Annotated in this window: 20 protein-coding genes; 9 read left to right on the forward strand and 11 right to left on the reverse strand. The window is 70.2% G+C overall.

Features of this window, described 5'->3' with window-relative positions; all coding sequences use genetic code 11:
- The first annotated feature begins 150 nt into the window (after positions 1–150).
- Positions 151–627, forward strand: a complete 477-nt coding sequence (locus tag ACFV9O_RS26280) for a DUF5709 domain-containing protein (RefSeq protein ID WP_385421807.1) — start codon at positions 151–153, stop codon at positions 625–627.
- A 227-nt stretch (positions 628–854) separates the two neighbouring features.
- Here the strand turns inward: ACFV9O_RS26280 and ACFV9O_RS26285 are convergent, their stop codons facing one another.
- The gene (locus ACFV9O_RS26285; protein WP_385421810.1) at positions 855–1,208 is read right to left on the reverse strand and encodes an SgcJ/EcaC family oxidoreductase; all 354 of its coding nucleotides are present in this window, start codon (positions 1,206–1,208) and stop codon (positions 855–857) included.
- Between the two features lie 147 nt (positions 1,209–1,355).
- Between ACFV9O_RS26285 and ACFV9O_RS26290 the strand changes: the two genes are divergently transcribed.
- Positions 1,356–1,976, forward strand: a complete 621-nt coding sequence (locus ACFV9O_RS26290; protein WP_385421813.1) for a TetR/AcrR family transcriptional regulator — start codon at positions 1,356–1,358, stop codon at positions 1,974–1,976.
- A 161-nt stretch (positions 1,977–2,137) separates the two neighbouring features.
- Here the strand turns inward: ACFV9O_RS26290 and ACFV9O_RS26295 are convergent, their stop codons facing one another.
- Positions 2,138–3,151, reverse strand: a complete 1,014-nt coding sequence (locus tag ACFV9O_RS26295; RefSeq protein WP_385421815.1) for an alcohol dehydrogenase catalytic domain-containing protein — start codon at positions 3,149–3,151, stop codon at positions 2,138–2,140.
- 171 nt (positions 3,152–3,322) lie between these two features.
- Between ACFV9O_RS26295 and ACFV9O_RS26300 the strand changes: the two genes are divergently transcribed.
- A complete protein-coding gene (locus ACFV9O_RS26300; protein WP_385421818.1) occupies positions 3,323–3,895 on the forward strand; it encodes a TetR family transcriptional regulator C-terminal domain-containing protein in 573 nt (190 codons plus the stop codon).
- Between the two features lie 408 nt (positions 3,896–4,303).
- Here the strand turns inward: ACFV9O_RS26300 and ACFV9O_RS26305 are convergent, their stop codons facing one another.
- Together ACFV9O_RS26305 and ACFV9O_RS26310 are read right to left on the reverse strand one after the other, a co-directional pair.
- Positions 4,304–5,335, reverse strand: coding sequence for a nitronate monooxygenase (locus ACFV9O_RS26305; protein ID WP_385421821.1), 1,032 nt, complete (start codon positions 5,333–5,335; stop codon positions 4,304–4,306).
- A gap of 381 nt (positions 5,336–5,716) precedes the next feature.
- Positions 5,717–6,430, reverse strand: a complete 714-nt coding sequence (locus ACFV9O_RS26310; RefSeq protein WP_385421824.1) for an SDR family NAD(P)-dependent oxidoreductase — start codon at positions 6,428–6,430, stop codon at positions 5,717–5,719.
- A gap of 657 nt (positions 6,431–7,087) precedes the next feature.
- On the opposite strand from ACFV9O_RS26310, the gene ACFV9O_RS26315 reads away from it, so the two are divergent.
- Together ACFV9O_RS26315 and wrbA are read left to right on the forward strand one after the other, a co-directional pair.
- Positions 7,088–7,390, forward strand: a complete 303-nt coding sequence (locus tag ACFV9O_RS26315; protein ID WP_385421826.1) for a muconolactone Delta-isomerase family protein — start codon at positions 7,088–7,090, stop codon at positions 7,388–7,390.
- Between the two features lie 281 nt (positions 7,391–7,671).
- Entirely contained in the window at positions 7,672–8,280 is a 609-nt protein-coding gene (gene wrbA / locus ACFV9O_RS26320; RefSeq protein WP_385421828.1) for an NAD(P)H:quinone oxidoreductase, read from the forward strand.
- A gap of 174 nt (positions 8,281–8,454) precedes the next feature.
- Here the strand turns inward: wrbA and ACFV9O_RS26325 are convergent, their stop codons facing one another.
- Positions 8,455–8,673, reverse strand: a complete 219-nt coding sequence (locus ACFV9O_RS26325) for a hypothetical protein (protein WP_385421831.1) — start codon at positions 8,671–8,673, stop codon at positions 8,455–8,457.
- Positions 8,674–8,998: 325 nt separating this feature from the next.
- Between ACFV9O_RS26325 and ACFV9O_RS26330 the strand changes: the two genes are divergently transcribed.
- Positions 8,999–10,474, forward strand: a complete 1,476-nt coding sequence (locus tag ACFV9O_RS26330; protein WP_385421834.1) for a dihydrolipoyl dehydrogenase family protein — start codon at positions 8,999–9,001, stop codon at positions 10,472–10,474.
- 21 nt (positions 10,475–10,495) lie between these two features.
- On the opposite strand, the gene ACFV9O_RS26335 is transcribed toward ACFV9O_RS26330, so the two are convergent.
- Positions 10,496–12,118, reverse strand: coding sequence for an amidohydrolase (locus ACFV9O_RS26335; RefSeq protein WP_385421837.1), 1,623 nt, complete (start codon positions 12,116–12,118; stop codon positions 10,496–10,498).
- Between the two features lie 184 nt (positions 12,119–12,302).
- Complete coding sequence (locus ACFV9O_RS26340) at positions 12,303–12,944, reverse strand: TetR/AcrR family transcriptional regulator (protein WP_385421840.1); 642 nt, start codon at positions 12,942–12,944, stop codon at positions 12,303–12,305.
- Positions 12,945–13,013: 69 nt separating this feature from the next.
- Between ACFV9O_RS26340 and ACFV9O_RS26345 the strand changes: the two genes are divergently transcribed.
- On the forward strand, positions 13,014–14,471 hold the full coding sequence (locus tag ACFV9O_RS26345) for a purine-cytosine permease family protein (RefSeq protein ID WP_385421843.1): 1,458 nt from the start codon (positions 13,014–13,016) through the stop codon (positions 14,469–14,471).
- Between the two features lie 52 nt (positions 14,472–14,523).
- Here ACFV9O_RS26345 and ACFV9O_RS26350 read toward each other — a convergent pair whose 3' ends face one another.
- A complete protein-coding gene (locus tag ACFV9O_RS26350) occupies positions 14,524–15,231 on the reverse strand; it encodes a hypothetical protein (RefSeq protein ID WP_385421845.1) in 708 nt (235 codons plus the stop codon).
- A gap of 350 nt (positions 15,232–15,581) precedes the next feature.
- Here ACFV9O_RS26350 and ACFV9O_RS26355 point away from each other — a divergent pair, with 350 nt between their 5' ends.
- Entirely contained in the window at positions 15,582–15,854 is a 273-nt protein-coding gene (locus tag ACFV9O_RS26355; RefSeq protein WP_385421848.1) for a DUF5133 domain-containing protein, read from the forward strand.
- Positions 15,855–16,102: 248 nt separating this feature from the next.
- Positions 16,103–17,350 (forward strand): PP2C family protein-serine/threonine phosphatase, encoded by a 1,248-nt coding sequence (locus ACFV9O_RS26360; RefSeq protein WP_385421851.1) that lies wholly within the window; start codon positions 16,103–16,105, stop codon positions 17,348–17,350.
- A gap of 92 nt (positions 17,351–17,442) precedes the next feature.
- On the opposite strand, the gene ACFV9O_RS26365 is transcribed toward ACFV9O_RS26360, so the two are convergent.
- The 3 genes from ACFV9O_RS26365 to ACFV9O_RS26375 form a co-directional block, all read right to left on the reverse strand.
- On the reverse strand, positions 17,443–19,677 hold the full coding sequence (locus ACFV9O_RS26365; protein WP_385421854.1) for a xanthine dehydrogenase family protein molybdopterin-binding subunit: 2,235 nt from the start codon (positions 19,675–19,677) through the stop codon (positions 17,443–17,445).
- Entirely contained in the window at positions 19,674–20,669 is a 996-nt protein-coding gene (locus tag ACFV9O_RS26370) for an FAD binding domain-containing protein (protein ID WP_385421857.1), read from the reverse strand. The genes ACFV9O_RS26365 and ACFV9O_RS26370 overlap by 4 nt, the downstream gene beginning before the upstream one ends.
- Positions 20,670–20,807: 138 nt before the next feature.
- A complete protein-coding gene (locus ACFV9O_RS26375) occupies positions 20,808–21,362 on the reverse strand; it encodes a (2Fe-2S)-binding protein (protein ID WP_385421860.1) in 555 nt (184 codons plus the stop codon).
- Between the last annotated feature and the right edge of the window lie 267 nt (positions 21,363–21,629).

Below are 21,629 nucleotides of genomic sequence, written 5' to 3' on the forward strand. Positions count from 1 at the left end.
CAGGCCCGGACGTCGGGGGCGAAGAGATTTCCGGTACGGCATTCTTAGGGCAAACGAGAGAAACGACGAGGACGTCACAGGGGCAGGTGGGGACAGAACTGATTCCCGTAGGCCCTTGAGGCCGGGAACAACGTCGGAAGGGAGGAAACGATGTCGGACCAGGCAAGAGGCGACGACGTCTACCAGCCGGAGCATTCCGATGTGAAGAACCCACCCGTCGACGATCTCGACCTGGAGAACGTGCTCGACGAGAGGGATCTGGACGACACCCTCGACGAGGGCTACTCGCCGCCGGAATGGCCGCTGGCCGTGGACCGATACGGCACCACGGGAGAGGAACAGATGCGGGGCGCACCCTTGGAGCAGCGACTCGCCCAGGAGATGCCGGACGTGGAGCCGCCCGACGGGGACGGTATCGGTGATCTGCCCGCCAACGGCGAACCTGTGGACGAAGAGGCCGGGGATGCCCGCACCGGCAGGCTTCTCCCGGAGGTCGACGCCATGGGCCGCGTCATTGACGTGGTCGCTCACGACGTCGGCATCGATGGTGGGGCGGCATCCGCGGAGGAGGCGGCCATGCACACCATCCCGGACGAGGAGGAGAGCGGGACGGAGGACCTTCAGTAGCCCGAGCCGCGACCTACCCTGCGCGAACACGTCATGCTGTGCGATGTGCTCGGAGTCCCATGTCGGAGAGACGCCTTCTCGATCTTGAGGGCGTCCGGCAACGCGATGATGTCGAGGGCGTTCACCGACTGCTGGGATCGTGACTGCGAACCCTCCGCCGCGGCGTGATCCGGGCGGTCACGAGGATCACGGGCGCGGCGGGCCGGCAGGGGTCTGGCGTGTGCGGTTCAGTGCTCGGTGCTGATCCGGGAGACGTGGTATTGGCGGATCCGCCACGCGTCGCCGTCCCGCTGGAGGACCAGCGACATGTGTACCGCGGCCTCCCAGCCCGCTAGGTCGCGGAAAGTGACGTCCGCGAAGCCTCCGGCCACCTGCTCGCCGATCGTGTACGTGTGGAGGATCGTCACATCGGCGCTGCGGTCGCTCGGGACCGCAGCGTAGTAGCCGCGTACGGAGTCGCGGCCGGAGAGAACCTCGGGTCCGAAGCCCTGGAACAGGGCGTCGGGAGTGAACAGGTCGGCCATGGCATCCGGCTGGTGGCCGTCGAACGCGGCCTTCCAGTGCTTCAGTACCTCGTGCATCGGATGGCTCATCGCGTTGCCTCTCGTCTGTGTGTGCCGGGTGGCGGCGGTGCCTCTCTCAGTGGCTGCCGCAGGTGACCGGGCCGGATCGAACGACTAGCCGACCGGTCTATTACAAGCTAGTCGAGCGGTCGTATACTTGGCAACATGGGACGGACAAGTGACGCCAGAGAGAAGATCATCAGCGCCGCGCAGTCACTCATCGAGCTGCGCGGGTACTCGGCGCTGGGCGTGGCCGAGATCTGCAAAGCGGCCGGGGTGCCCAAGGGCAGCTTCTACTACTTCTTCGAGTCCAAGGAGGCCCTGGCGCTGACGGTCCTCGACGAGCACTGGGCCGGCCAGCGGCGCGACTGGACCCGCATCCTCCACGGTGATGCGGAGCCCCTGCAGCGGCTGCGGCAACTGTTCGAGGAGACCGAGGCGGCTCAGCGCGCCGGTCAGAAGAGCTGCGGCACCGTCTCGGGGTGCTTGTTCGGGAACCTCACCCTGGAGCTGAGCAATCAGACCGAAGCGATCCGCAAGCGTCTGCAGGAGATCTTCGACGCCCAGGTGGACATGGTCGAGTCGGTCATCACCGAGGCCCTTCAGCAGGGTGAGGTCGACGTCGCCGACCCCCGTGAAGCCGCCCGGTCGGTTGTCGCGCAGCTCGAGGGCCAGGTGCTGTTTGCGAAGCTCTACAACAACACGTCCCAGCTCGGCGCCCTCTGGGCGAACGCCCTGGCGCTGCTGGGCGCTCGCTCGCCACGGGAAACAGTGGCCGGCACGTGATGCCGGCCCTGCCGCAGGGATGCTGCAGGCGGAGCGCCCGTCTCCTCCGAGCGCCGGGCGGCAGCTGTGCGCCGGACGGCAGCGGCCCCGCAGCCGAGCGCCCCTCCTCCGTACGGGAGGGGCGCTCAGCCGTGCGCACCGGCATGCCACTCGCCTGAGTCTCAGAGGGTGGGGTCGAGTACGACCCTGAAGCGGGCCTCGCCGGACATCATGCGCAGGTAGCCGGCCTCGGCCTCGGCAAGCGGCAGCACCTCCGTCATCGGACGCACGCCTGCCGCGTGACTGAAGCGCAGGTTGTCCTCGTTGTCGATGGAGCTGCCCGTCAGACTCCCGCTGATCGTGCGAGTCCCGAAGATCAGGTCCGTTGTGAGCACCGGGATCGGGTCAGCGGCTGCCCCGAGGACCACCAGATGGCCATTGGGCGCAAGACCGGAGACCAAGGGCGCCATGGACCCGCCGTGCGACGCGGTCGCAAGGACTGCGGCCGCTCCGCCGAGCGCACGCAGCGCCTGGCCGGGGTCTTCCGCCTCGCTGTCGATGTAGAAGTCCGCCCCCAGTTCGCGTGACAGCTTCTCCTTCGCCGTGCCGCGGGCGACTGCCGCGACCCGGTATCCGAGCTTGCTCGCGTACTGCAGTGCCAGGTGGCCGAGACCGCCGATGCCCTGCACCGCGACCAGCGCGCCCGGGGCGGCGGCGGCTCTGCGCAGGCCCACGAACGACGTCAGCCCCGCGCAGAGCAGAGGTGCGTCCGTCGCGGCCATTCCGTCGGGGATCCGTACCAGACCGTTGGCCGCCGCGTACGTCACCTCCGCGTACCCACCGTCGACCGACGTGCCGGTGGTCGGCTGCTGGTCACAGTTGACGTAGTCGCCGCGCCGGCAGGAGTCGCACTTGCCGCACTGGCCGCCCAGGAAGCCGATGCCCACGCGGTCGCCCACACGCCAGGGCTCGGCACCCGGGCCGATCTCCTCGATGACGCCGACTATCTCGTGCCCCGGCACGATCGGAGTGCTCGGGTCCGCGCGCATGCCTTCGACCGCCAGCGCGTCGGTGTGGCAGACGCCGCACGCCTCGACCTTCACCCGGACGCGGCCCGGGCCCGGCTGGACCCGCTCCCGCTGGACGATGCGGAAGACCCGCTGTTCGGTGACCTCAACTGCGGCATAACTGGACATGTCGATCCCTTGGTCGAGAAACGTTCTCACGATAATGACCGGTCGTCTTGAATGAGGCAAGGGTCGCGCGGGAGCCACATGGGGATGGTGGGGGCCCGCGCCGCATACGTGGGAGGGCTGGTGCTATCGTGGTGAGACGAACGCCCATATTGCTGTTTGGAGGCGCTGACAGTGGCCAGAGCCAGCCTGCGTGAGAACCTCGTCGCGGCAGCCGTCGAGCAGTTCCACACCCACGGCTATGCGGCAGCCGGCGTGAAGGACATCACCGATGCTGCCGGAGCTCCCAAAGGGTCTTTCTACAACCACTTCGCGAGCAAGGAAGCCCTGGCTGTCGTGGCCTTGGAGCGTTACGGCGCCAGCCTTCGGCTGGAGGGCCTGCGCGACAGCTCGGTCGCGCCGCTGACCCGGCTGCGCCGGCACTTCGAGTTCCTGCGTGACGAGAACATCGCCACCGAGTTCAACCGCGGCTGCTTGGTGGGCGATTTCGCCGTCGAGGTCGCCGACCACAGCGAGGCAGTGCGCGAGTCGGTGCGAATGAGCCTGGAAGTCTGGGCCGATGCCCTTGACTTCGCCATCGCCGAGGCCCAGCAGGCGGGCGATGTGTCGAAGACCCTGGAAGCATCCACCTTGGCGCGCTTTGTGCTCAGCGCCTGGGAAGGGGCACTGATTTCCGCCCGGGCCGACCGCTCGGCCAGGGCCTTCGAAGGTTTCTTCACCGTCGTCTTCGGTCTGATCCTGCGCTGAGCGGCAACCCGGGAGCGCTCACTCGGGTTTTCCTCCGGGGACCTTTCGCTGCGGCCCGGCGCCCCCGCTGCCGACCCGCCGCACCAGGCGCGTGACAGGCAACCTCGGCCGGGGGAGCGGGAGTCGGCCGACGCCGGGAGGCAATCGCAGTCTCCCGGCCGGCGATGCACGTACAGCCGGTGATGCACGTTGTGCGAGCCCGTCGCTCCAGCCACGGGCGAATTGTGGTGGATCGACGATCAGCGCTTCGGGCGGTCGGCCCCGCGTTGCGGAGTCGAGCTGGTGGGCGACTTTCGCGATCACGCAGACGTCCCATGGCGTGCTCCGCGTCGGGCGCGTATGTCTCGGACCACCCGCTCTTCGGCATCGAGTACGTGCTGAGCGACAAGACCGACGCGGGTGTCGTGGTCAGAGCCCGGAAGCCAGCCGCTGCAGGATCCGGGCAGCAGGTTCGGCGGTGGCATGGCGGTGCCCGGTACCGGCCCACAGATTGATCCGATCCGGATCGCCGGCCGCAGCGGCAGCCCTGCGCATCGAGCTGGTCAGGTGGTGCAGTGCGGGATAGTCGGCAGGGGCGAGGCCGGTGTAGCGGTCGGTGAAGTGGTTGGGCAGCGCCCTTGCGGGCCGGCCCGTGAACGCCCTGGTCACCACGGTCCGGCTTCGTGCCGGGTCGGCCAGTGCGGCCTTGTGGGGGAGTGAGGTGCCGGCCTCGTCCGCACGCAGCAGCACGGTGCCGACCATGACCGCCGCGGCCCCGGCACGCAGCGCCCCGGCCACGTCCCCGGGGGTGGCCAGCCCGCCCGCGGCGACGAGCGGCAGCGACACCGCCTGGCGCACCTGGCCCAGCAGGTGGGGCAGGGGGATGGAGGCCGGGAAGTGCTGCGGGCTGAGCGTGCCGGAGTGCCCGCCCGCGGCCGAGGCCTGCACGGCCAGCACGTCGGCGCCGGCGTCCGCGGCCAGGCGGGCCTCCGCGGGCGAGGTGACGGTCTGGACGACCAGGGTTCCCGCGGCTCGCAGCGCGGCGATGACCGCTCGCTCCGGGACGGCGAAGGTGAAGCCGACGACCGGTACCGGGTCGGACAGCAGCAGGTCGATCTTGTCCGACCAATGGTCGTCGTCTTCGACGATTCCAGCCGCCTGGACGTCGACGTCATAGGCCCCGGCCTCGGGGGCGATGGCGCGGGCGTAGCGGCGGAAGGCTTCCGGATCGACCGGCTGCGGGTTGGGCGCGAAGAGGTTGACCCCGAAGGCGACGCCGTCGGAGCGGACCTCGGCGATCTGCCCGGCCAGCGCATCGGCCGACTTGTATCCGCCGGCGAGGAACCCCAGGCCGTCCGCCCTGGCCGCCGCGGTGACCAGCGCGGGGGTGCTGGGGCCGCCGGCCATCGGGGCGGCCAGGATCGGGGTGCCCACCCCGAGAGCGGTCAGCGGCGAAGCCATGACGTGTCTTCTTCCTGTGAGGTGGGGAGGCCGCCTCGTCGGGCCATGGCCCGAGGCCGGGCGGACGCTGATCGGGCCGCCGGCGCTGAACGGACCGATGCAGCGCGGACTCCGGGGTCAGGACGACCCAAGCCCCGGCGATCGCTTGCCACAGGGGCGCGCTCCGCGCGACGGACGGTGCGACAGACCCGCATCCATCCGGTTTTTCACCGCCACGCACGGCCGGGGCGTGGGTGGAGACCCGGCCGCGGACCGCGCGGGGCGGGCCTGGCCGTATGAGCCGGACCCGGCCCGTCCGCAGCACCGGCATCACGGGCGTGGGGGCACTGTGACGGGTGCTGCCGTACGGATCGCCGGGCGGGCGACAGGTGCCACCGCGGCTCAGCGGCCGGCGGCCTGGCCGCCGTCGACGGGGAGGACGACGCCGGTGACGAACGGGGCCGTCTCGAGGTAGACCACCGCGTCGACGATGTCGCTCACCTCGCCCATCCGGCCGATCGGGTGCAGGGCGGCGAGGGTCTCGTGGTACTCCTCGGGGTGCATGGGGGTCTTGATCGTGCCCAGCGCCACGGCGTTGGAGCGGATGCCGCGGGTGGCGTACTCGATGGCCAGGGCCTTGGTGGCGGACTGCAGGCCGCCCTTGGTCAGCGATGCGAGTACGGAGGTCACGTGGGAGTCGGGCTGGTCGCCCAGGCTGCTCGTGATCTGCACGATGTGACCGCCGCCCTGCTCGAGCATGCGCTCGACCGCGAGTTGTGTGATCCGGAAGAAGCCGTCCACGTTCACGCCGAGCACCGCGTCGTAGTCCTCCTCCGTGTACTCGGTGAAGGGCTTGGCGATGAAGATCCCGGCGTTGTTGACCAGCGTGTCGATCCGGCCGAACCCCTCGACGCCTGCGGCGATGACGCGCTCTGCAGTGTCGCGGTCGGCGATGTCGCCCTGCACGGTGACGACGTCCGGGTCCTCCGACTCGGCGATGCCGCGCGAGGTGGCAATGACGGCGTAGCCCAGCTTGCGGTAGGCGGTGACGAGCGCGGCTCCGATGCCCTGCGACGCGCCGGTGATGACCGCGACCTTCTGATCCTGGGTGCTCATGATGACCTTTTCGACGGGGAAGGGTGTGTTGACCGATCTCACTAGCCGACCGGTCGCCTATTCATGGTAGACGACCGGTCGAGTAGTGTCAAAGGGGTGTGGAGGCAGGGATCCGGCAGGACCGTCCCGCAGACGGTCCGGCAGGCGGTCGCGGTGGCATGGCGCCGGTGGTGCCGGCACCTGGTCAGGACCCCTGGTCCGGGTGTGGTGAATCAGCGCGGCACAACCCCCGCCGTGCGGCTGTCGTACCCCCGGTGCGCAGGCAGCGAGGTGCCCACGGAATATGTGAGCGGCGACAACGTTTCCTGGACGTCGTGACGCGGATGGCCGGGTGCTGCGCTCCGTCGGCACAGCGGTGTTGTCCGCCGATGCCGCCGATAATCCGTCGACGGAGGGCTGCCTGGAGTTTCACCGGCGACCGATGCGGGCCGGGCAACCGCGCTCCTCGGCGTCGGCACGGTCGTGCCGAGAGGTGGGAGCACGGTACTCCGGCCACGACATCGTCCGGCGTACCTTCGCCCGCCGCGGTGACTGTGGTCGCCACGTACAAGCACCGCCAACCGGACCGCGACCGCCCGGTCGCATCCCCACGCCCCACATTCCCGGGCGCCCCGGCGCTCCCGCGCTCCCAAGCGCCCGCAGAGAAGGAGAAGTGTCATGAAGGAGTTCCTGGTCGAGCTCACCACCACCGTCCCCGAGGGCACCGACCCGGCCGAGGTCGACCGTCGCCGCGCCGCGGAAGCCGTGCGGGCCAGGGAACTGGCCGCAACCGGTCACCTTGTGCGGCTGTGGCGCCCCGTCGGTGAGCTGCGCAGCATCGGTGTGTGGCGCGCCGCCGACGAGGACGAGCTGCGCGAGAAGGTGCTCGGCAGCCTGCCCCTGCGGCCGTGGATGACCGCGGTGGTCACCGCCCTGGAGTCACACCCCAACGACCCGGGCAAGACCGGCAACGCCGGTTGATCGCCCTGGTCCCACCGTCCCCACCTCCTGCTGCCGAAACCGCGGCCCCGGCGGCAGGAGGTGGTTCCTGCCGCGTGTTCTTGACTCGGCAGCCGCTCGGCTGTCCTGGCTGGTCGCAGCGGTCGTGACGGCTGGCTTCGGGGTCCCGTGAGCCGCAGGTGACACCTGGCGCCTTTGACGTTTCTCGACCGGTCGTCTACGTTGAAATAGTCGACCGGTCGGTTAGATCGGAGGCGTATGAACCCATAAGCAATCCGACAATTGGAATGGAGATCGCCACCGTGGCCACTCCTGTCAAGCTTGCCATCGTCTACTACTCCTCCACCGGCACCATCGCCGAGATCGCCAAGGAACTCCGCGACGCCGGTGTCAAGGCCGGCGCCGAGGTCCGCCTGGTGAAGGCTGCCGAGCTGGCCCCACAGGCGGCCATTGACTCCAACCCGGCCTGGGCGGCCAACCATGCCGCCACCGTGGACATACCCGAGGCATCCCCTGAGGACATCGAGTGGGCCGACGCCGTGCTGTTCGGCTCCGCGACCCGATTCGGCAACCTCTCCGCGCAGCTCAAGCAGTTCATCGACACCCTCGGCGGGCTGTGGGCGCAGGGCAAGCTGGCCGACAAGGTCTACAGCGGCTTCACTTCCTCCGCGACCGCCCATGCCGGCCAGGAGACGACGCTGCAGGCGCTCTACACCAGCGTCCACCACTTCGGCGGCATCGTGGTCGCCCCCGGCTTCACCGACCCCGTCAAGTTCTCGGACGGCAACCCCTACGGCACCTCGCACGTGGACGGGCAGGGCACGAACCCGGTGGACGACACCACCCGCGCCGCCGCCCGCCACCAGGCCGAGCGCGTAGTGAAGGTCGCCGCGCAGCTCAAGGCCGCCTGAGGCTTCACCGGGCGCGGGCACGTTGGCCTGCGTCGCCGTTCTCGGCGGTGCAGGCCAACGCTTGTCACTGCGCATCCCGCAATGTGGCCGGACCCCGGCCGTTTTGCCACAGCCGCCGCAACAGCGGCCACCGTTCACCCGGACCTGAACCCGAACCCGAACCCGTCCACGGGCTTACGATCGGCGCTGGCTGTCGCTCATCGTCGGTGGAGAGTTGTGAACCGCCAGAGCGTTGTAGGAGGTGCGGTGATGATGCGCCAGATGCCGCGCCTCGTGCTCGATGAGGAGGCCGTCGGCGTTCTCCGTCCGCGTGCCGCCTCGCTTCAGAAGAACAATGACCAGAAGGGCCACCAGCGCCCCGAGTCCGCCGAACAGCGTCAGAAGAGCCGCCATGACCTTCCCCCCGTTGCCGCCTGTGCCCTGGTGCGCAGGTGCGCCAGTGCCTCGGGAGGCTACCGATATGCACCCGGCACAACCAGTGCCGTTGTGGAATCCTCGACGGCGTCGGCGGTGACATCGCCGACGCGGGTCACCTCGCCCCGCCGTCGAACGGGAACGCCTTTTGCCCGTAGCCTGTTTGCCCATAGCCTGGCTTTGAGCCGCAGCGATCACAGGATCCGCTCGTGCTTCCGCCATCACACGTCGCCGACTCCACGGCGCCTGCTTTCACCACCGCCCGCACCGCCGTCCTGGCGGAAGGGCGATCGGGGAGGATCTCATGACCGCAGCGGTGGACCCTGATTGCTCGGAGTGGGACGTGATCGTCCTCGGCGGCGCGGCCGCCGGTGAGAACGCCGCTCAGTACGCGAGCCAGTTCTCCGGCCTGTCCTCGGTGCTCGTGGAGAGCCATCTGCTCGGCGGCGAGTGCTCGTACTGGGCGTGCATGCCCAGCAAGGCACTGCTCCGGCCCGTGGAGGTGGTGGACGCGGCCGCCCATCTGCCCGGAGTATCGGCACAGCTGGACGCCGCCGGGGTACTCGCCCGGCGCGACCGTGTGATCAACGGACTGGACGACAGTTCCCAGGTGGCATGGGCTCTGGGCACCGGGATCGACGTGGTACGGGGCTACGGGCGGCTGGACGGTGAACGCACCGTCATGGTGGACGGGCCGAACGGTTCGGCCAGGACGCTGACGGCCAGACATGCCGTCGTCATCGACACCGGTTCCTGTCCGGCCGTACCGGATGTTCCGGGATTGCGCGCCGCGCTGCCGTGGACCTCACGGGATGTGACCACGATGCGCGAAGTGCCGCGGCGGGTGGTCGTTCTGGGTGGCGGCGTGGTCGCCTGTGAGGCGGCCACCTGGCTGCGCGGGCTGGGAGTCGCCGAGCTGACGGTCGTCCATCGCGGCGAGCGGCTGCTGGCCCGGTACGAGCCGTTCGCGGGGACGCTCGTCGGCGAGGAGTTGCGGGACAGCGGTGTGCGGCTGTGTCTCGGACGCAGCATGACCCAGGTGGAGCGGTCCGACGCCCATGACACCGGCCAAGGGCGCGTACACGGTGGTGAGGTGAGCGTGACGCTCGACGACGGTACGGTCATCGTGGCCGACGAGGTCGTCGTGGCCACCGGTCGCACCCCCAACACCGGGGACATCGGCTTGGAGACCGTCGGTCTCCCCCCAGGCGGGTATCTCGACGTAGACGACCACCAGGGTGTGCAGGGCGCGGCCGGCACCTGGCTCTACGCCATCGGCGACGTGTGCGGCCGCGCACTCCTCACCCACATGGGCAAGTACCAGGCCCGTATTGCCGGAGAGGTCATCGCGGCACGAGCCGGCGGCTCCACCGACCTGCCGTCCGCCGCGGCCGGGCACGTCGGGCTGCCCCAGGTCGTCTTCACCAGCCCCGAGATCGGCAGTGCCGGCATGACCGAGCAGCAGGCGCGGGACGCGGGCATCGATGCCGAGGTCGTCGAGTACGACCTCGGCGCGCTCGCCGGGACGTATGTGATGCGCGCGGACTACCGCGGCCGGGCCAAGCTCGTCGTCGACCGCGCCAACGACCTGGTGGTGGGGGCGACGTTCGCCGGCGCCGGCATCGCCGAACTCGTGCACTCGGCGACCACGGCGATCGTAGGGTCCATCCCGGTGTCCACTCTGTGGCACGTCGTGCCGAGCTACCCCACAGCCAGCGAGATCTGGCTACGCCTCCTGGAGACGCTGCGCTCGCAGCGCCATGCGGCACTCAGGAGGTGAGGTGCCAGCCTCGCCCGTGCGTCACAAGCTCGTGCCGCGGAAGGTGGGGCGGCCGTCGAGGACCGTGAGCAGCACGGGCAGGTCCGGCAGGTCGGTGGCGGCGGTGGTGAGCGGGTTGTCGGCGAGGACCGTGAGGTCGGCGCGGTGGCCGACGGCGAGTCGGCCGGCCTCGTGCTCGTCGCCCGCCGCGTGGGCGGCGTTGACGGTCATGCCCTGAAGGGCCTCGAGGGCGGTGAGCGCCTGCTCAGGGCCGTGCGGCGGCCGGTTGAGGTCGCGGCTCGGCCGCCGGTGGCGGGCGCCGGCCATGACCCCCAGCGGCGGGTAGGGGGCGATGGGCCAGTCCGAGCCGAGGACGACGGTGGCACCGGAGTCCCACAGATCGCGGCAGCGCCAGGCGCGCGAGGCGCGCTCCTCGCCGAGGCGGCGCGACCAGTTGTCGGTGTGGTCGGCCCGGGTGAAGTCGCAGCAGTGGGTGGGCTGCATGGACGCGACGACGCCGAGCTCGGCGAAGCGGCGCAGGGTGTCGTCGGGCACGGTCTCGATGTGCTCGACCCGGTGCCGCACCCCGCGGTCCCCGGTGGCCAGGGCCTTCTCGAGGGAGTCGAGGACATGCCGTACGGCTGCGTCACCGATGGCGTGGGTGGCGGTGGGCACCTGGGCCCGGTGGAGTTCGCCGACGATGCGGGTGTAGTCCTCGGGGTCGGGCCAGAAGGCATGCGTGGACTCGCCGTGACAGTCGGGGCGCTCCAGCCAGGCGGTGCCGTTGTCGATCGTGCCGTCCATGAACAGCTTGACGCCCTCGGTCCGCCACAGCGTGCCGCCGACGCCCTGCTGTCCGATGAGCGCGCGCAGCGCGTCGGCATCGGTGCCGGGCTGGCACCAGGGCGTGACACGCAGCCGGATCGGCAGTTCCCCGGCAGCGTCGAGCTCGGCGTAGAGGGCGAGGCTGTCGCCGTTGGCGTCCATGGCGTGACCGCCGGTGAGTCCCGCGGCGGCCATGTTGCGCAGGGCGGCGGCTAGCCGGGCGCGGCGCTCCGCGTGCGTGGGCTGCGGGGCGGCACGCTCGACGAGTTCGCAGGCGGCGTCCTCCAGGAGCAGCCCGGTGGGCCGGCCCGCGTCGTCGCAGACGATCTCGGCCGCCTGGGCGAAGGTCCGCGGCCCGTCGACGCCGGCGAGTTCGAGCGCGCGCGGGCTGGCCAGCATGGAGTGGGCGTCGAAGAGCTGGAGGAGGGCCGGTACGCCGTCGAGCACGGGGGAGAGGGCGGCGGCCTCGACGGGCCGGCCGGCGAAGACGTTCGGGTCCAGGCCCCAGCCGTGCAGCCATGCGCCGGGTGCGAGGGTCCGTACCTCGCGGGCCAGGGCCTCGCGCACCGCATCCAGGTCGGCGCAGCCCGACAGGTCGAGTCCGTGGGTCAGTTCGGCGCCCGAGACGGGGTGGAGGTGCCCGTCGACCAGGCCGGGGCTCACCACGGCCCCCCTGAGGTCGATCACCGTCGTCGAGGAGTCCGCGAGCGCGCGTATCCGGCGGTCGTCGCCCAGGGCGGAGATCTGCCCTCCGGACACGGCCAGGGCGGTCTCCGGCAGGAACTCGCCGGTGACCGGGTCGAGCAGACGGGCGGAGAACAGGACGAGACGGGTGCGCACGACGGCTCCTCGAGAGTGGGTGGGGAGGGTGGTTGGGGGCGGCGGACGATGTGGCGGCCGGGCTCGTACCGGGTCGGCTGCCGGGTCCGTACCGGGATGGGCGTCCGGGGTCGGTGTCCGGGTTCGTAGTGGGGGGTTGACGTCCGGTGCGTACGGGCGCCGACGGCAGGGCCTACGGACGCGCCTACGGATGTGCCGACGGGCGGGTGAGCGTGCCGTTCGTCAGGCCGAGTTCGCGCTCCGCCGTGGTGATGGCCATGCGGGTCACCGCCTCGGGGCGGTTGCTGGTGTCGGTGTTGGCGTGGGCGCCGAGGCCGTCGAGGACGACCAGGATCTGAATGGTCGTCACATACGGATCGTCTGTGCGGAATTCCTTCCGTTCGACGCCCTCGCGGATGAGTCCTTCGAGTCGTCCGCGCCACGCGGCCTCTTGCTCGGCGACCCGGTCGCGCAGAACGGCCCGGTAGCGGCTGAGGTGCCGCGCGTTGATCCAGAGCCGGCTGATGTCGTCGTACGCCGCTCCCGTCGCGTGTGCGAAGAACCGCGCCAGGTGCTGGGTGGGGCTCCCGTCGGGCCTCTCGGCCGGCAGCAGGGTGTCGAGCTCGGCGCTCGCGGCGCTGCCGAACGCCTCCGCCACGAGGTCCTCCGCCGAGGGGAAGTAGTGGCTGATCAGCCCCGGCCGGACGTCAAGTTCTTCGCCGATCCGCCGCAGAGTGATGCTCTCCAGTCCTTCGGTCAGGGCGACGGTGGCAGCCGCGTCGACGATTTCCGCACGTCGGGCGGCTGGAGATTTTCGGATTCGCTTGCGCTGGTCGCTTGACGACATACCCAGGATGCTATTGAGTGTGCGACCAATAAGCAAGCAGATGGGTAAGACCAGCACCCGGAGGGACCCATGGCGTCCACGATCCCCGACCCGTATCCGGACACGCACGGCGACGCGCACGAGACGCCGACGCCGACGGACCGGGCGGGCCGCATCGAAGTCCACGGCATCGACCACATTCCCGAGCGGGAACGCCACGGACGCCCCCGGGAGTTGTTCTCCGTCTGGGCGGCGGCGAACGTCAACTACCTGAGCCTGGTGGTCGGCGGTGCGCTGGTCCTCATGGGCCTGAGCCTGTGGCAGGCCCTTGCGGTGATCGTGGTGGGCAACCTCTTCTGGGTGCTCACCGGCCTGCTCGCCGTCTCGGGCCCGGCCTCGGGCACGCCGAGCGAAGTGATCACGCGGGCGATGTACGGCATCCGCGGCAACCGCGTGAACAACGCGGTCACCGGCTGGATGATCTCCGTCTGCTACTTCGCCCTCAATCTCGCCGCCGCCGCGATCGCCGCGTTCTCCCTCGTCGAGAGGGCCGGCATACCGACGAACAGCGGCGTCAGGATCGCCGTCGTGGTGGTCATCGCCGCACTCACCCTGACCATCAGCGTCTACGGGCACGCCATGATCGTGAAGCTCTACCTCCCGATCACCCTGGCCCTCACCGCCGCCTTCGCCGTCGTCGCCTTCCACGTGCTCGGGCACACCGACTTCGGCTACAGGCCCGCCGAGCCGCTGACGGGCACCGACCTGTGGGGGACCCTCGTCGCCGGTGTCACCCTCATCGCCTCGGGCCCGCTGTCCTACACCACCAGCGCGGACTTCTCCCGCTACCTGCCCCGGGCGACGTCTGCGAAGGCGGTCGTGGGCTGGACCGCCTTCGGCAGCTTCCTGCCCAGCGTCATCGTCTGCTCATTGGGCGCGTTCGCCGCGACGGCGGTCGACATGACCGACCCGCAGACCGGACTCGAGACGATCCTGCCCGACTGGTTCACGCCCGTCTTCCTGCTCGCCCTGGTGCTGGGCACGATCTCCATCAACGCCTTGACCGCCTACAGCGCCGGTCTGGCCCTCCAGGCGGTCGGCATCCGCATCCGCCGCTCCCTCAGCGTGATCGTCGACGGGATCGTCGCCGTCTCCCTGACCCTGTACGCGCTCCTCGTGTCCAACTTCCTCGACACCGTCAGCAACGTCCTCCAGCTGACCGTCGTCCTGCTCGGCCCCAGCATGGCCGTCTACGCCACCGACATCCTGCTGCGCCGCAACCGCTACGACGGCCTCGCACTCACGGACGAGACCCCCGACAGCCCTTTCTGGTACACCGCCGGCGTCAACTGGGCGGGCGCCCTCGCGCTCACGACCGGCACCGCCACGGCCGCTCTCTGCGTCAACACCCTGTACACGGGCCCGCTCGCCCACGCTCTGGGCGGTGTCGATCTCGCCCTGCCCGCCGGCATGATCGTGGCGTCGACCGTCTACGCGACGCTGGTGCGGCGTTCCCGAGGCGGCCTCGGGACGGAGACGCGCGGGTAGGCCGTTGCCGACGGGCGCGTGCAGTCCGGGAGGCGAGCGCTGCCCGACCCGTTCAGGCATCCGGCGTCAGACACCGCTCCAGGGCGGCACGCTGCTCATCCGGAAGGTGATCACCGAGAGGTGTTCTCCGGGGGCTGTGCTCACCTTCACAGATCCAGCTGCGCTCGTCGGCGTCGAAGAACCACGGTGCAGCGCCCCACGCGGGGTGGCCCTGCAGGAGTCGCCGTGCCAGAGGCTCACAGGAGGGCGGAGCCCCATGGGCCATGAGGGCTTCTGCCACCAGGCTGACGGCTTCGGCCGGTACGTCCGCGTCCCCGAGAACCGGCAGGAGGAGCAGCAGACGCGCATGCCGGTCCGTCACGCCGTCGTGGCCGGCCGGTGCGTCGAGCAGTGCGACCAGTTCGGGCCAGCACAGGCCGGGGCCGATGCGGTCCTCGTCCGCGCTCGCCAGCACCAAGTCGTTGGTCCACCAGTCTGGGTGGTGGAGGAAGTAGTCCGTGGACGTGTACTCCTCACCGCTGTTGTAGTGGACGAGGACGGTGTGCCCGCCGGTCAACGGCACCGTGAACATGGGCCATGCCGATCTGTCGTACAAGCGCTCCAGCATGGCACCGGCGTCGGCCGCGTCCACGCCGAAGGACTCCACCGGCAACCCCTCGTACAGGTCCACCAAGTGGGCGGCCCAGAAGGCGGGTTCCTCCAACAGAGGCAGACCGTCCACCACGGGAGACGACGAGTACCACTTGCGCGCCATGACCATGCCGTGATTCTCGCGTCACCAGCACGACTTCGACACCCGCGCGGATCACGGCAGCGACGTCCCCCCGGTGGTCGTCCGCGAGATCACCCGTGGGCTCACGCCGACGCGTGCGGCTACCGACCGTCTTGGCGCAGAAATAAACATAAGGCCGATATCCAGTGAAACCCGAAATGCTGGACTTTGTTCGGAAAGGTCGACCGTTCCGCCAAGGAGCGCAACGTCATCGGCCCGGTGATACTGGTGCCCTCGGCCAAAGCCGTCCGAGGCATCACCGACGTGGTGCGGCAACCCTCCCCGGATCACGTACGGGGACGTGTACCCAGTTGCCGGAGCCCCTTTCCCTGCCGTCTGTGTTCCGTGTGGAGACGACGATGCTGATGCCGAACGCCATGGTCGTGGCCGAAGTCCTGAGCAGATACCGGCGCGCGCAAGCGAGGATGCTGCGGGATCCCCGCAATCCGGCCCACCGCCGCCAGCTCGAGGACGCCGCCTACACGCTGTCCGTGCTGATGGGGCAGCGCACCGTACGCACGGCGGTCCTGAGGGCCGCGCAGTACCTCTCCGCCCAGTCGTCCCGCTCGGCCGCGCACCGGTCTCGGCCTACGGAGAGCCTCGCCCGCTGAGCCGATGCGGACCGCGTCCAGTGGATGCGGACGCGCCGCGGCGCGCACTGTGGGGGAGTCGCCATCAGGACCAGGCGGTGAAAGCGCATTCCGGCCCCGTGCCCGCTCCCGCCGGACGACCGGCGTGGGACGAGGGGTCCGGTGGTCCGGTCGTCCGGTAGGCGGCTCGTGGCGAGCGCAGACGCCGGGCCCGCCGTAGATTGATCAGTGTGCGGGTCGGTCGGGGCACAAGCACTGGCAGGGAGCCTGTGACAACGCGGGAGATCGATTACGCGGCACTGTTCGCCGCGACGCCGAGTCCGTACCTGGTGCTAGGCCCGGACCTGGTGATCGTCGACGTCAACGACGCCTACCTTCGGGCGACCGTACGGACCCGTGACGAACTGCTGGGTCAGCACCTCTTCGACGCCTTCCCGGACAATCCCGCGGACCCCGATGCCGACGGCGTACGGAACCTGAACGCCTCCCTGCAACGGGTCCTTGCCACCCGGAAACCCGACACGATGGCGCTGCAGAAGTACGACATCCCCCTCGTGCACCGGCCAGGCGAGTTCGAGGAGCGATGGTGGTCACCCATCAACACCCCCGTTCTCGCACCCGACGGGCCTGTGGCGTGGATCATCCATCGGGTGGAGGACGTGACCGCGTTCGTCCATTCCCGGCGCTCCCTCCACGGCCTCGTCGGCGGCAAGCTGAGCGAGCGGGAAGCGGGGATGGAGGCCGAGCTGTACGCACGGGCGCGGGAACTGCAGCGGCTCAACGACGAACTGCGCCGGGCCCACGCCCGCGAGCGCGAGGTCGCCCTCACGCTGCAGGAAGCCATGCTTCACTCCCCGGACCTGGCCGGCCATCCGGATGTCGCCGTGCGCTACGTGCCCGCCATCGGCTCGCTGAACGTGTGCGGCGACTGGAACGACCTCGTCGACCTGTCCGAAGGCCGCTTCGCGGTGGCGGTCGGCGATGTCGTCGGCCACGGTCTGGAGGCCGCCACCGTCATGGGCATGCTCCGCAGCGCGCTGAGCGCCGCCACCCGCACCGTCGACGGACCCGCCAAGGCCCTCGAGCTCCTCGATCAGTACGCGGGCTCGGTCGAAGGAGCGCTGGCCACGACCGCGGTCGAGGCACTGATCGACACCACCGGTCGCAGGATCGCCTACAGCAGTGCCGGCCACCCGCCGCCGATCCTGCTGCACTCCGACGGCTCCACCGAACTGCTCGACCAGGCCACCGATCCGCCCCTGGGCGCCCGCAGCGAGAACGTCCTGCGCCCCCAGGCCTGCGTCTCCTACTCCCCCGGAGACACCCTGGTGCTGTACACGGACGGGCTCGTCGAACGCCGCGGCGAGGACATCGACGTCGGCCTGGCCCGGCTGACCCATGCCCTGGCCCCCTCCAGCCGGCTCGGCCCCGAACGCCTGGCCGATGTCCTGCTCGCCAGCCTCGGCGTCAGCGGTGGTGCCCGTGACGACATCGCCATCGTCGTCGTCCGCCTCTGACGCACACGTGAGCGCCCACGTGGACGCACGCGTGCCGGAGCTACGCGCACCTGCCCGAGTGCGGTCAGAGTCTGCTCAGAGCATGTCCTCGCTCACAGCATGTCCTCGATCGTGATCGGCAGCTTGCGGATCCTGCGCCCGGTGGCGTTGTGGACCGCGTTGGCGATGGCGGCGGCAACACCCACCTGTCCGATCTCGCCCACGCCCTTCACCCCGAGCGGGTTGACGACCGGGTCCTCGACCTCGATGAGTTCGATGTCCACGTCGGGGGCGTCGGCGTTGACGGCGACCAGGTATTCGCCGAGGCTCGAGCTGGCCCAGCGCCCCGCCCCCGGCTGCATGTAGTTGGCCTCCAGCAGTGCCTGCCCCAGCCCCCAGAGCATGCCGCCCATGAGCTGGCTGCGGGCCGTCTTGGGGTTGAGCACCCGGCCGGGGGCGAAGGCGCCCGTCATCCTCCGTACCCGGATCAGTCCGAGCTCCGGGTCCACGGCCACCTCGGCGAACTGCGCGCCGAACGTGAGCATGCCGTACTCCGCGTCCTGCCCGGGCGGGCTCCAGGAGCCGGTGGCCTCCGCGTCCGGCTGGAAGTGCCGCTCGAGCAGCGCCGCGTACGACTCGCTGGACGCACCCGCGGTCATGACGCCGTCCTGGACGACGACGTCGACCGGATTCGCGCCGTGCAGGTCCGATCCCGTATCGGCGACGGCCCGGGCGATCAACTGGTTGCGCAGGGCTGTGGCCGCGCTGTGCACCGCGGCGCTGATCATCCCCGAACCGGAAGAGCCCACGGCGGCGGCGATGCTGGGCAGGTCGCTGTCGCCGTTCTCGAAGCGGCAGCGGTCGAAGGGCATGCCCAGGGCGTCGGCGGCGACCTGGGTCATGACGGTCGCCACGCCGGTGCCGAAGTCGGGCGTCGCCGCCTGCACGACGGCGGTGCCGTCGGCGTAGATGCGGGCGCGGGCGCGCTGCGGGTTGTTGGGCGGAAAGACCGGGTAGCCGGCCGTGGCCATGCCCGTGCCGATCAGCCAGTTCCCCTCGCGCCGGGTGCCGGGCTCCGCGGTACGCCGCCCCCAGCCGAAGCGGGCGGCGCCGCGCTCGTAGCACTCCTTGAGGCCGTTGCTGGACCAGGGATTGCCGGTGTTCGGGTCGCGGTCGCTGAAGTTGCGCAGGCGCAACTCGATCGGGTCCAGGCCGAGATCCCACGCGAGTTCGTCCATCGTGCACTCGATGGCGAACATCCCGGACGCCTCGCCCGGCGCGCGCATGAAGGTGGGCGTCATGGTGTTGCCGCGGATCAGCCGGTAGATGCCCTCGTAGGCCGGAGCGGCGTAGATCTGCGAGGAGACGCCCAGCGACGGCTCCGCCCAGTCGTCGAAGTGCGAAGTGACGGAGAGCTTGTGGTGGCGGATCGCGGTCAGCCGGCCGTCGCGCGTGGCGCCGACCGTGAGGTGCTGCTCCTGCTCCTCCCGGTGACCGACCGAGGTGAACATCTGCTCACGCGTCAGCACGAGCTTGACGGGACGCCCGACTTCGCGGGCGGCCATCGCGGCCAGCGCCGGATGGTTGTGGATCATGGCTTTGGAGCCGAAGCTGCCGCCGACGAAATGACCGATGACACGGATCTTCGCGAGCGGGATGCCGAGCAGCTGGGCGACGGTGAGCTGGGTCGCGTTGACTCCCTGGGTCGCGTCGTACAGCACGAGCTCGTCGCCCTGCCACTCGGCGGTGGTGGTCGACGGCTCGATCGGATTGTGATTGTTCGCGGCGAACGTGTACGTGGCGTCCACCCGCACGTCGGCCCGGGCGAGGCCGGCTTCGGTGTCACCGCGCTCCACACGGCCCGGCAGGAACCCGCCGAAGATGGTCTCGGGTTCGTACGCCTGGTCGCGCCCCTGGTCGATCGTGGTGACCGACGCCGTCTCCTCGTACGTGATCCGCACCAGGCTCGCCGCGTGCTGGGCGCGCTCGTAGGTGTCGGCGACGACGAGGGCGACCTGCTGGCCCGCGTAGTGGACGATGTCGTCCTGCATGGGGAAGAACGTCTGGCCGGGTGCGGCGGTGCCGGCCAGCGACGGGATGAGCGGCGGCTGGGCGGTGATCCTCGGCAGGTTCTGGTGGGTCAGTACGGCGAGCACCCCGTCCTCGGCGAGGGCCGCCTCGGTGTCGATGGCGGTGATGCGGCCGCTGGGGATGCGGGCGCCGACGATGTACGCGTACGTCAGGCCCGGGATCGGGACATCGGCGGAGTAGCGGGCCGCGCCCGTCACCTTGGGGCGCCCGTCGACGCGGTCGAGGGGCTGTCCGATGGCAGGGGCTGCCGTGGTCATGCTGGGCTCCCGTTCCCCGCAAGGGTTTCGAGGGCGCGGACGATCGCGCGCTGGGCGAGTTCGACCTTGAAGGCGTTCATCGTGGTGGGCCGCGCGTCGGCGAGCTCCACCCGCGCGGCCTGCACGAAGTTCACCCGTTCCGCGACCGCCCCGATCAGGAAGTCCTCCGCGCGCCGGGCACGCCAGGGCTTGGTCGCCACTCCGCCGAGGGCCATCCGGACGTCCGCCACGGTGTCGTCCACGAGCGAGAGCGCCACGGCCACGGAGGCCAGGGCGAACTCGTAGGACTCCCGGTCGCGGACCTTCAGGTACAGGGACGTGCGGGCGACCGGCGCGGCCGGCACCTCGATGGCGGTGATCAGCTCGCCGTGCGCCATGGGGTGCTCGCGGTGCGGGGTGTCGCCCGGCAGCAGGAAGAAGTCGTCGATGGCGTAGGTGTGCTCGCCTTCGGCCCCCTGGGTGTGCACCTTGGCGTCGAGGGCCATGAGGGCCACGGCCACGTCGGAGGGGTGCGTCGCGATGCAGTGCTCGCTGGTGCCCAGCACCGCGTGCCCGCGGCTGAAGCCCTCGATCGCGGAGCAGCCGGTGCCCGGCTCCCGTTTGTTGCAGGGCGACTCGGCGTCGCGGAAGTACGAGCAGCGAACGCGCTGGAGCAGATTGCCGCCCATGGATGCCATGTGACGCAGCTGCGCCGATGCGCCGAGCTCCAGAGCCTGGGCGATGACCGGGAAGCGCTCCCGGACAACGGGTGCCGCGGCGACCTCGCTCATCCGGGCCAGCGAACCGATGCGCAGGCCCCCCTCGGGGGTGGCCTCGATTCCGGTGAGGGGGAGATCGTTGATGTCGACCAGACGGCGGGGGGTGAGGACGTTCTGGCGGAGCAGGTCGACCTCCGTGGTGCCGCCGGCGAGGAAGTCGCTGGTGGGGTCGGAGCTGACGGCGGCGATCGCGGTGGCCGTGTCAGGGGCGCGGGAGTAGGTGATGGGCCGCACGGCGGGCTCCCTGGGCTCGGGTCGGTCACGTTCGGGTCGGCGTGGTCGGTGTGCTCTGCTCGTTCGGGCCGGCGCTCTCTGCTCGTTCAGATGTCGGTGTTTCCCCGTTGTCGGTGTTTCCGCTCGCTCGTCAGGGGGCTACTCGGCCCGGTCCGCTCTGTCTGCTTGGTTCACCCCGTCGCGGACCGCGCGGATGGCGGCCCGGATGTGCGGGTACGCCGCGCAGCGGCAGATGTTGCCGCTCATCCACTCCTTGATCTCGGCGTCGTCGCCCGCGTGTCCCTCCTCGAGGAGCGCCACGGCCGACATGATCTGGCCCGGGGTGCAGAAGCCGCACTGGAACGCGTCCTCCGCGACGAACGCCTGCTGCATGGCGTGCAGTTCGTCCTTCTCCGCAAGCCCCTCGATGGTGGTGATCTCACGGCCCTCGCAGGTCATGGCGAGTGTGAGGCAGGCAAGCACGCGCCGCCCGTCCACCCACACCGTGCAGGCGCCGCACGTGCCCTGGTCGCAGCCCTTCTTCGCCCCCGTCATGGAGAGGCGCTCGCGCAGGGCGTCGAGCAGGCTCACGCGTGGCTCGATCTCCATCGTGTGCTCGGCGCCGTTGATCTTCAGGGTGACCTCGACCGGGCCGGGTCCCCGCTCCTCGATCGTGCGGCCACGTTCGGTGATGGCCGAGCCACGTGCAGGCATGAGCACCTCCTGGGGCAATGCGCTTCTCAATGCTCATACAGTGACAAATAAGCCGCAACTGGATGTCCGGCATCGGCAAGGAACGGGATGTCCAGCAGGGGGGCGAGAGCCGTGAGCGGGGTGTGGGAAGGCGGAACGAGCGTCAACTTGACCCGGCCCTGAAGGGCCAGGGTTGGAGGTAGTGCCCAACTGGCTGCTGGGTGGACTCCTCCGTCCAGACACCCCTATGGGGTGGCAGGGACGCGTGACTCACGCCCCGCAGTCCAC

It is taken from the genome of Streptomyces sp. NPDC059909 (assembly GCF_042730885.1).
Classification (GTDB): Bacteria; Actinomycetota; Actinomycetes; order Streptomycetales; family Streptomycetaceae; genus Streptomyces.

Bases quoted from the DNA above. Each gene is read 5' to 3' on its own strand.
- ACFV9O_RS26280 (WP_385421807.1), top strand. From the start codon at position 151: ATGTCGGACCAGGCAAGAGGCGACGACGTCTACCAGCCGGAGCATTCC.
- ACFV9O_RS26285 (WP_385421810.1), bottom strand. From the start codon at position 1,208: ATGCACGAGGTACTGAAGCACTGGAAGGCCGCGTTCGACGGCCACCAG.
- ACFV9O_RS26290 (WP_385421813.1), top strand. From the start codon at position 1,356: ATGGGACGGACAAGTGACGCCAGAGAGAAGATCATCAGCGCCGCGCAG.
- ACFV9O_RS26295 (WP_385421815.1), bottom strand. From the start codon at position 3,151: ATGTCCAGTTATGCCGCAGTTGAGGTCACCGAACAGCGGGTCTTCCGC.
- ACFV9O_RS26305 (WP_385421821.1), bottom strand. From the start codon at position 5,335: ATGGCTTCGCCGCTGACCGCTCTCGGGGTGGGCACCCCGATCCTGGCC.
- ACFV9O_RS26310 (WP_385421824.1), bottom strand. From the start codon at position 6,430: ATGAGCACCCAGGATCAGAAGGTCGCGGTCATCACCGGCGCGTCGCAG.
- ACFV9O_RS26315 (WP_385421826.1), top strand. From the start codon at position 7,088: ATGAAGGAGTTCCTGGTCGAGCTCACCACCACCGTCCCCGAGGGCACC.
- ACFV9O_RS26325 (WP_385421831.1), bottom strand. From the start codon at position 8,673: ATGGCGGCTCTTCTGACGCTGTTCGGCGGACTCGGGGCGCTGGTGGCC.
- ACFV9O_RS26330 (WP_385421834.1), top strand. From the start codon at position 8,999: ATGACCGCAGCGGTGGACCCTGATTGCTCGGAGTGGGACGTGATCGTC.
- ACFV9O_RS26340 (WP_385421840.1), bottom strand. From the start codon at position 12,944: ATGTCGTCAAGCGACCAGCGCAAGCGAATCCGAAAATCTCCAGCCGCC.
- ACFV9O_RS26345 (WP_385421843.1), top strand. From the start codon at position 13,014: ATGGCGTCCACGATCCCCGACCCGTATCCGGACACGCACGGCGACGCG.
- ACFV9O_RS26350 (WP_385421845.1), bottom strand. From the start codon at position 15,231: ATGGTCATGGCGCGCAAGTGGTACTCGTCGTCTCCCGTGGTGGACGGT.
- ACFV9O_RS26365 (WP_385421854.1), bottom strand. From the start codon at position 19,677: ATGACCACGGCAGCCCCTGCCATCGGACAGCCCCTCGACCGCGTCGAC.
- ACFV9O_RS26375 (WP_385421860.1), bottom strand. From the start codon at position 21,362: ATGCCTGCACGTGGCTCGGCCATCACCGAACGTGGCCGCACGATCGAG.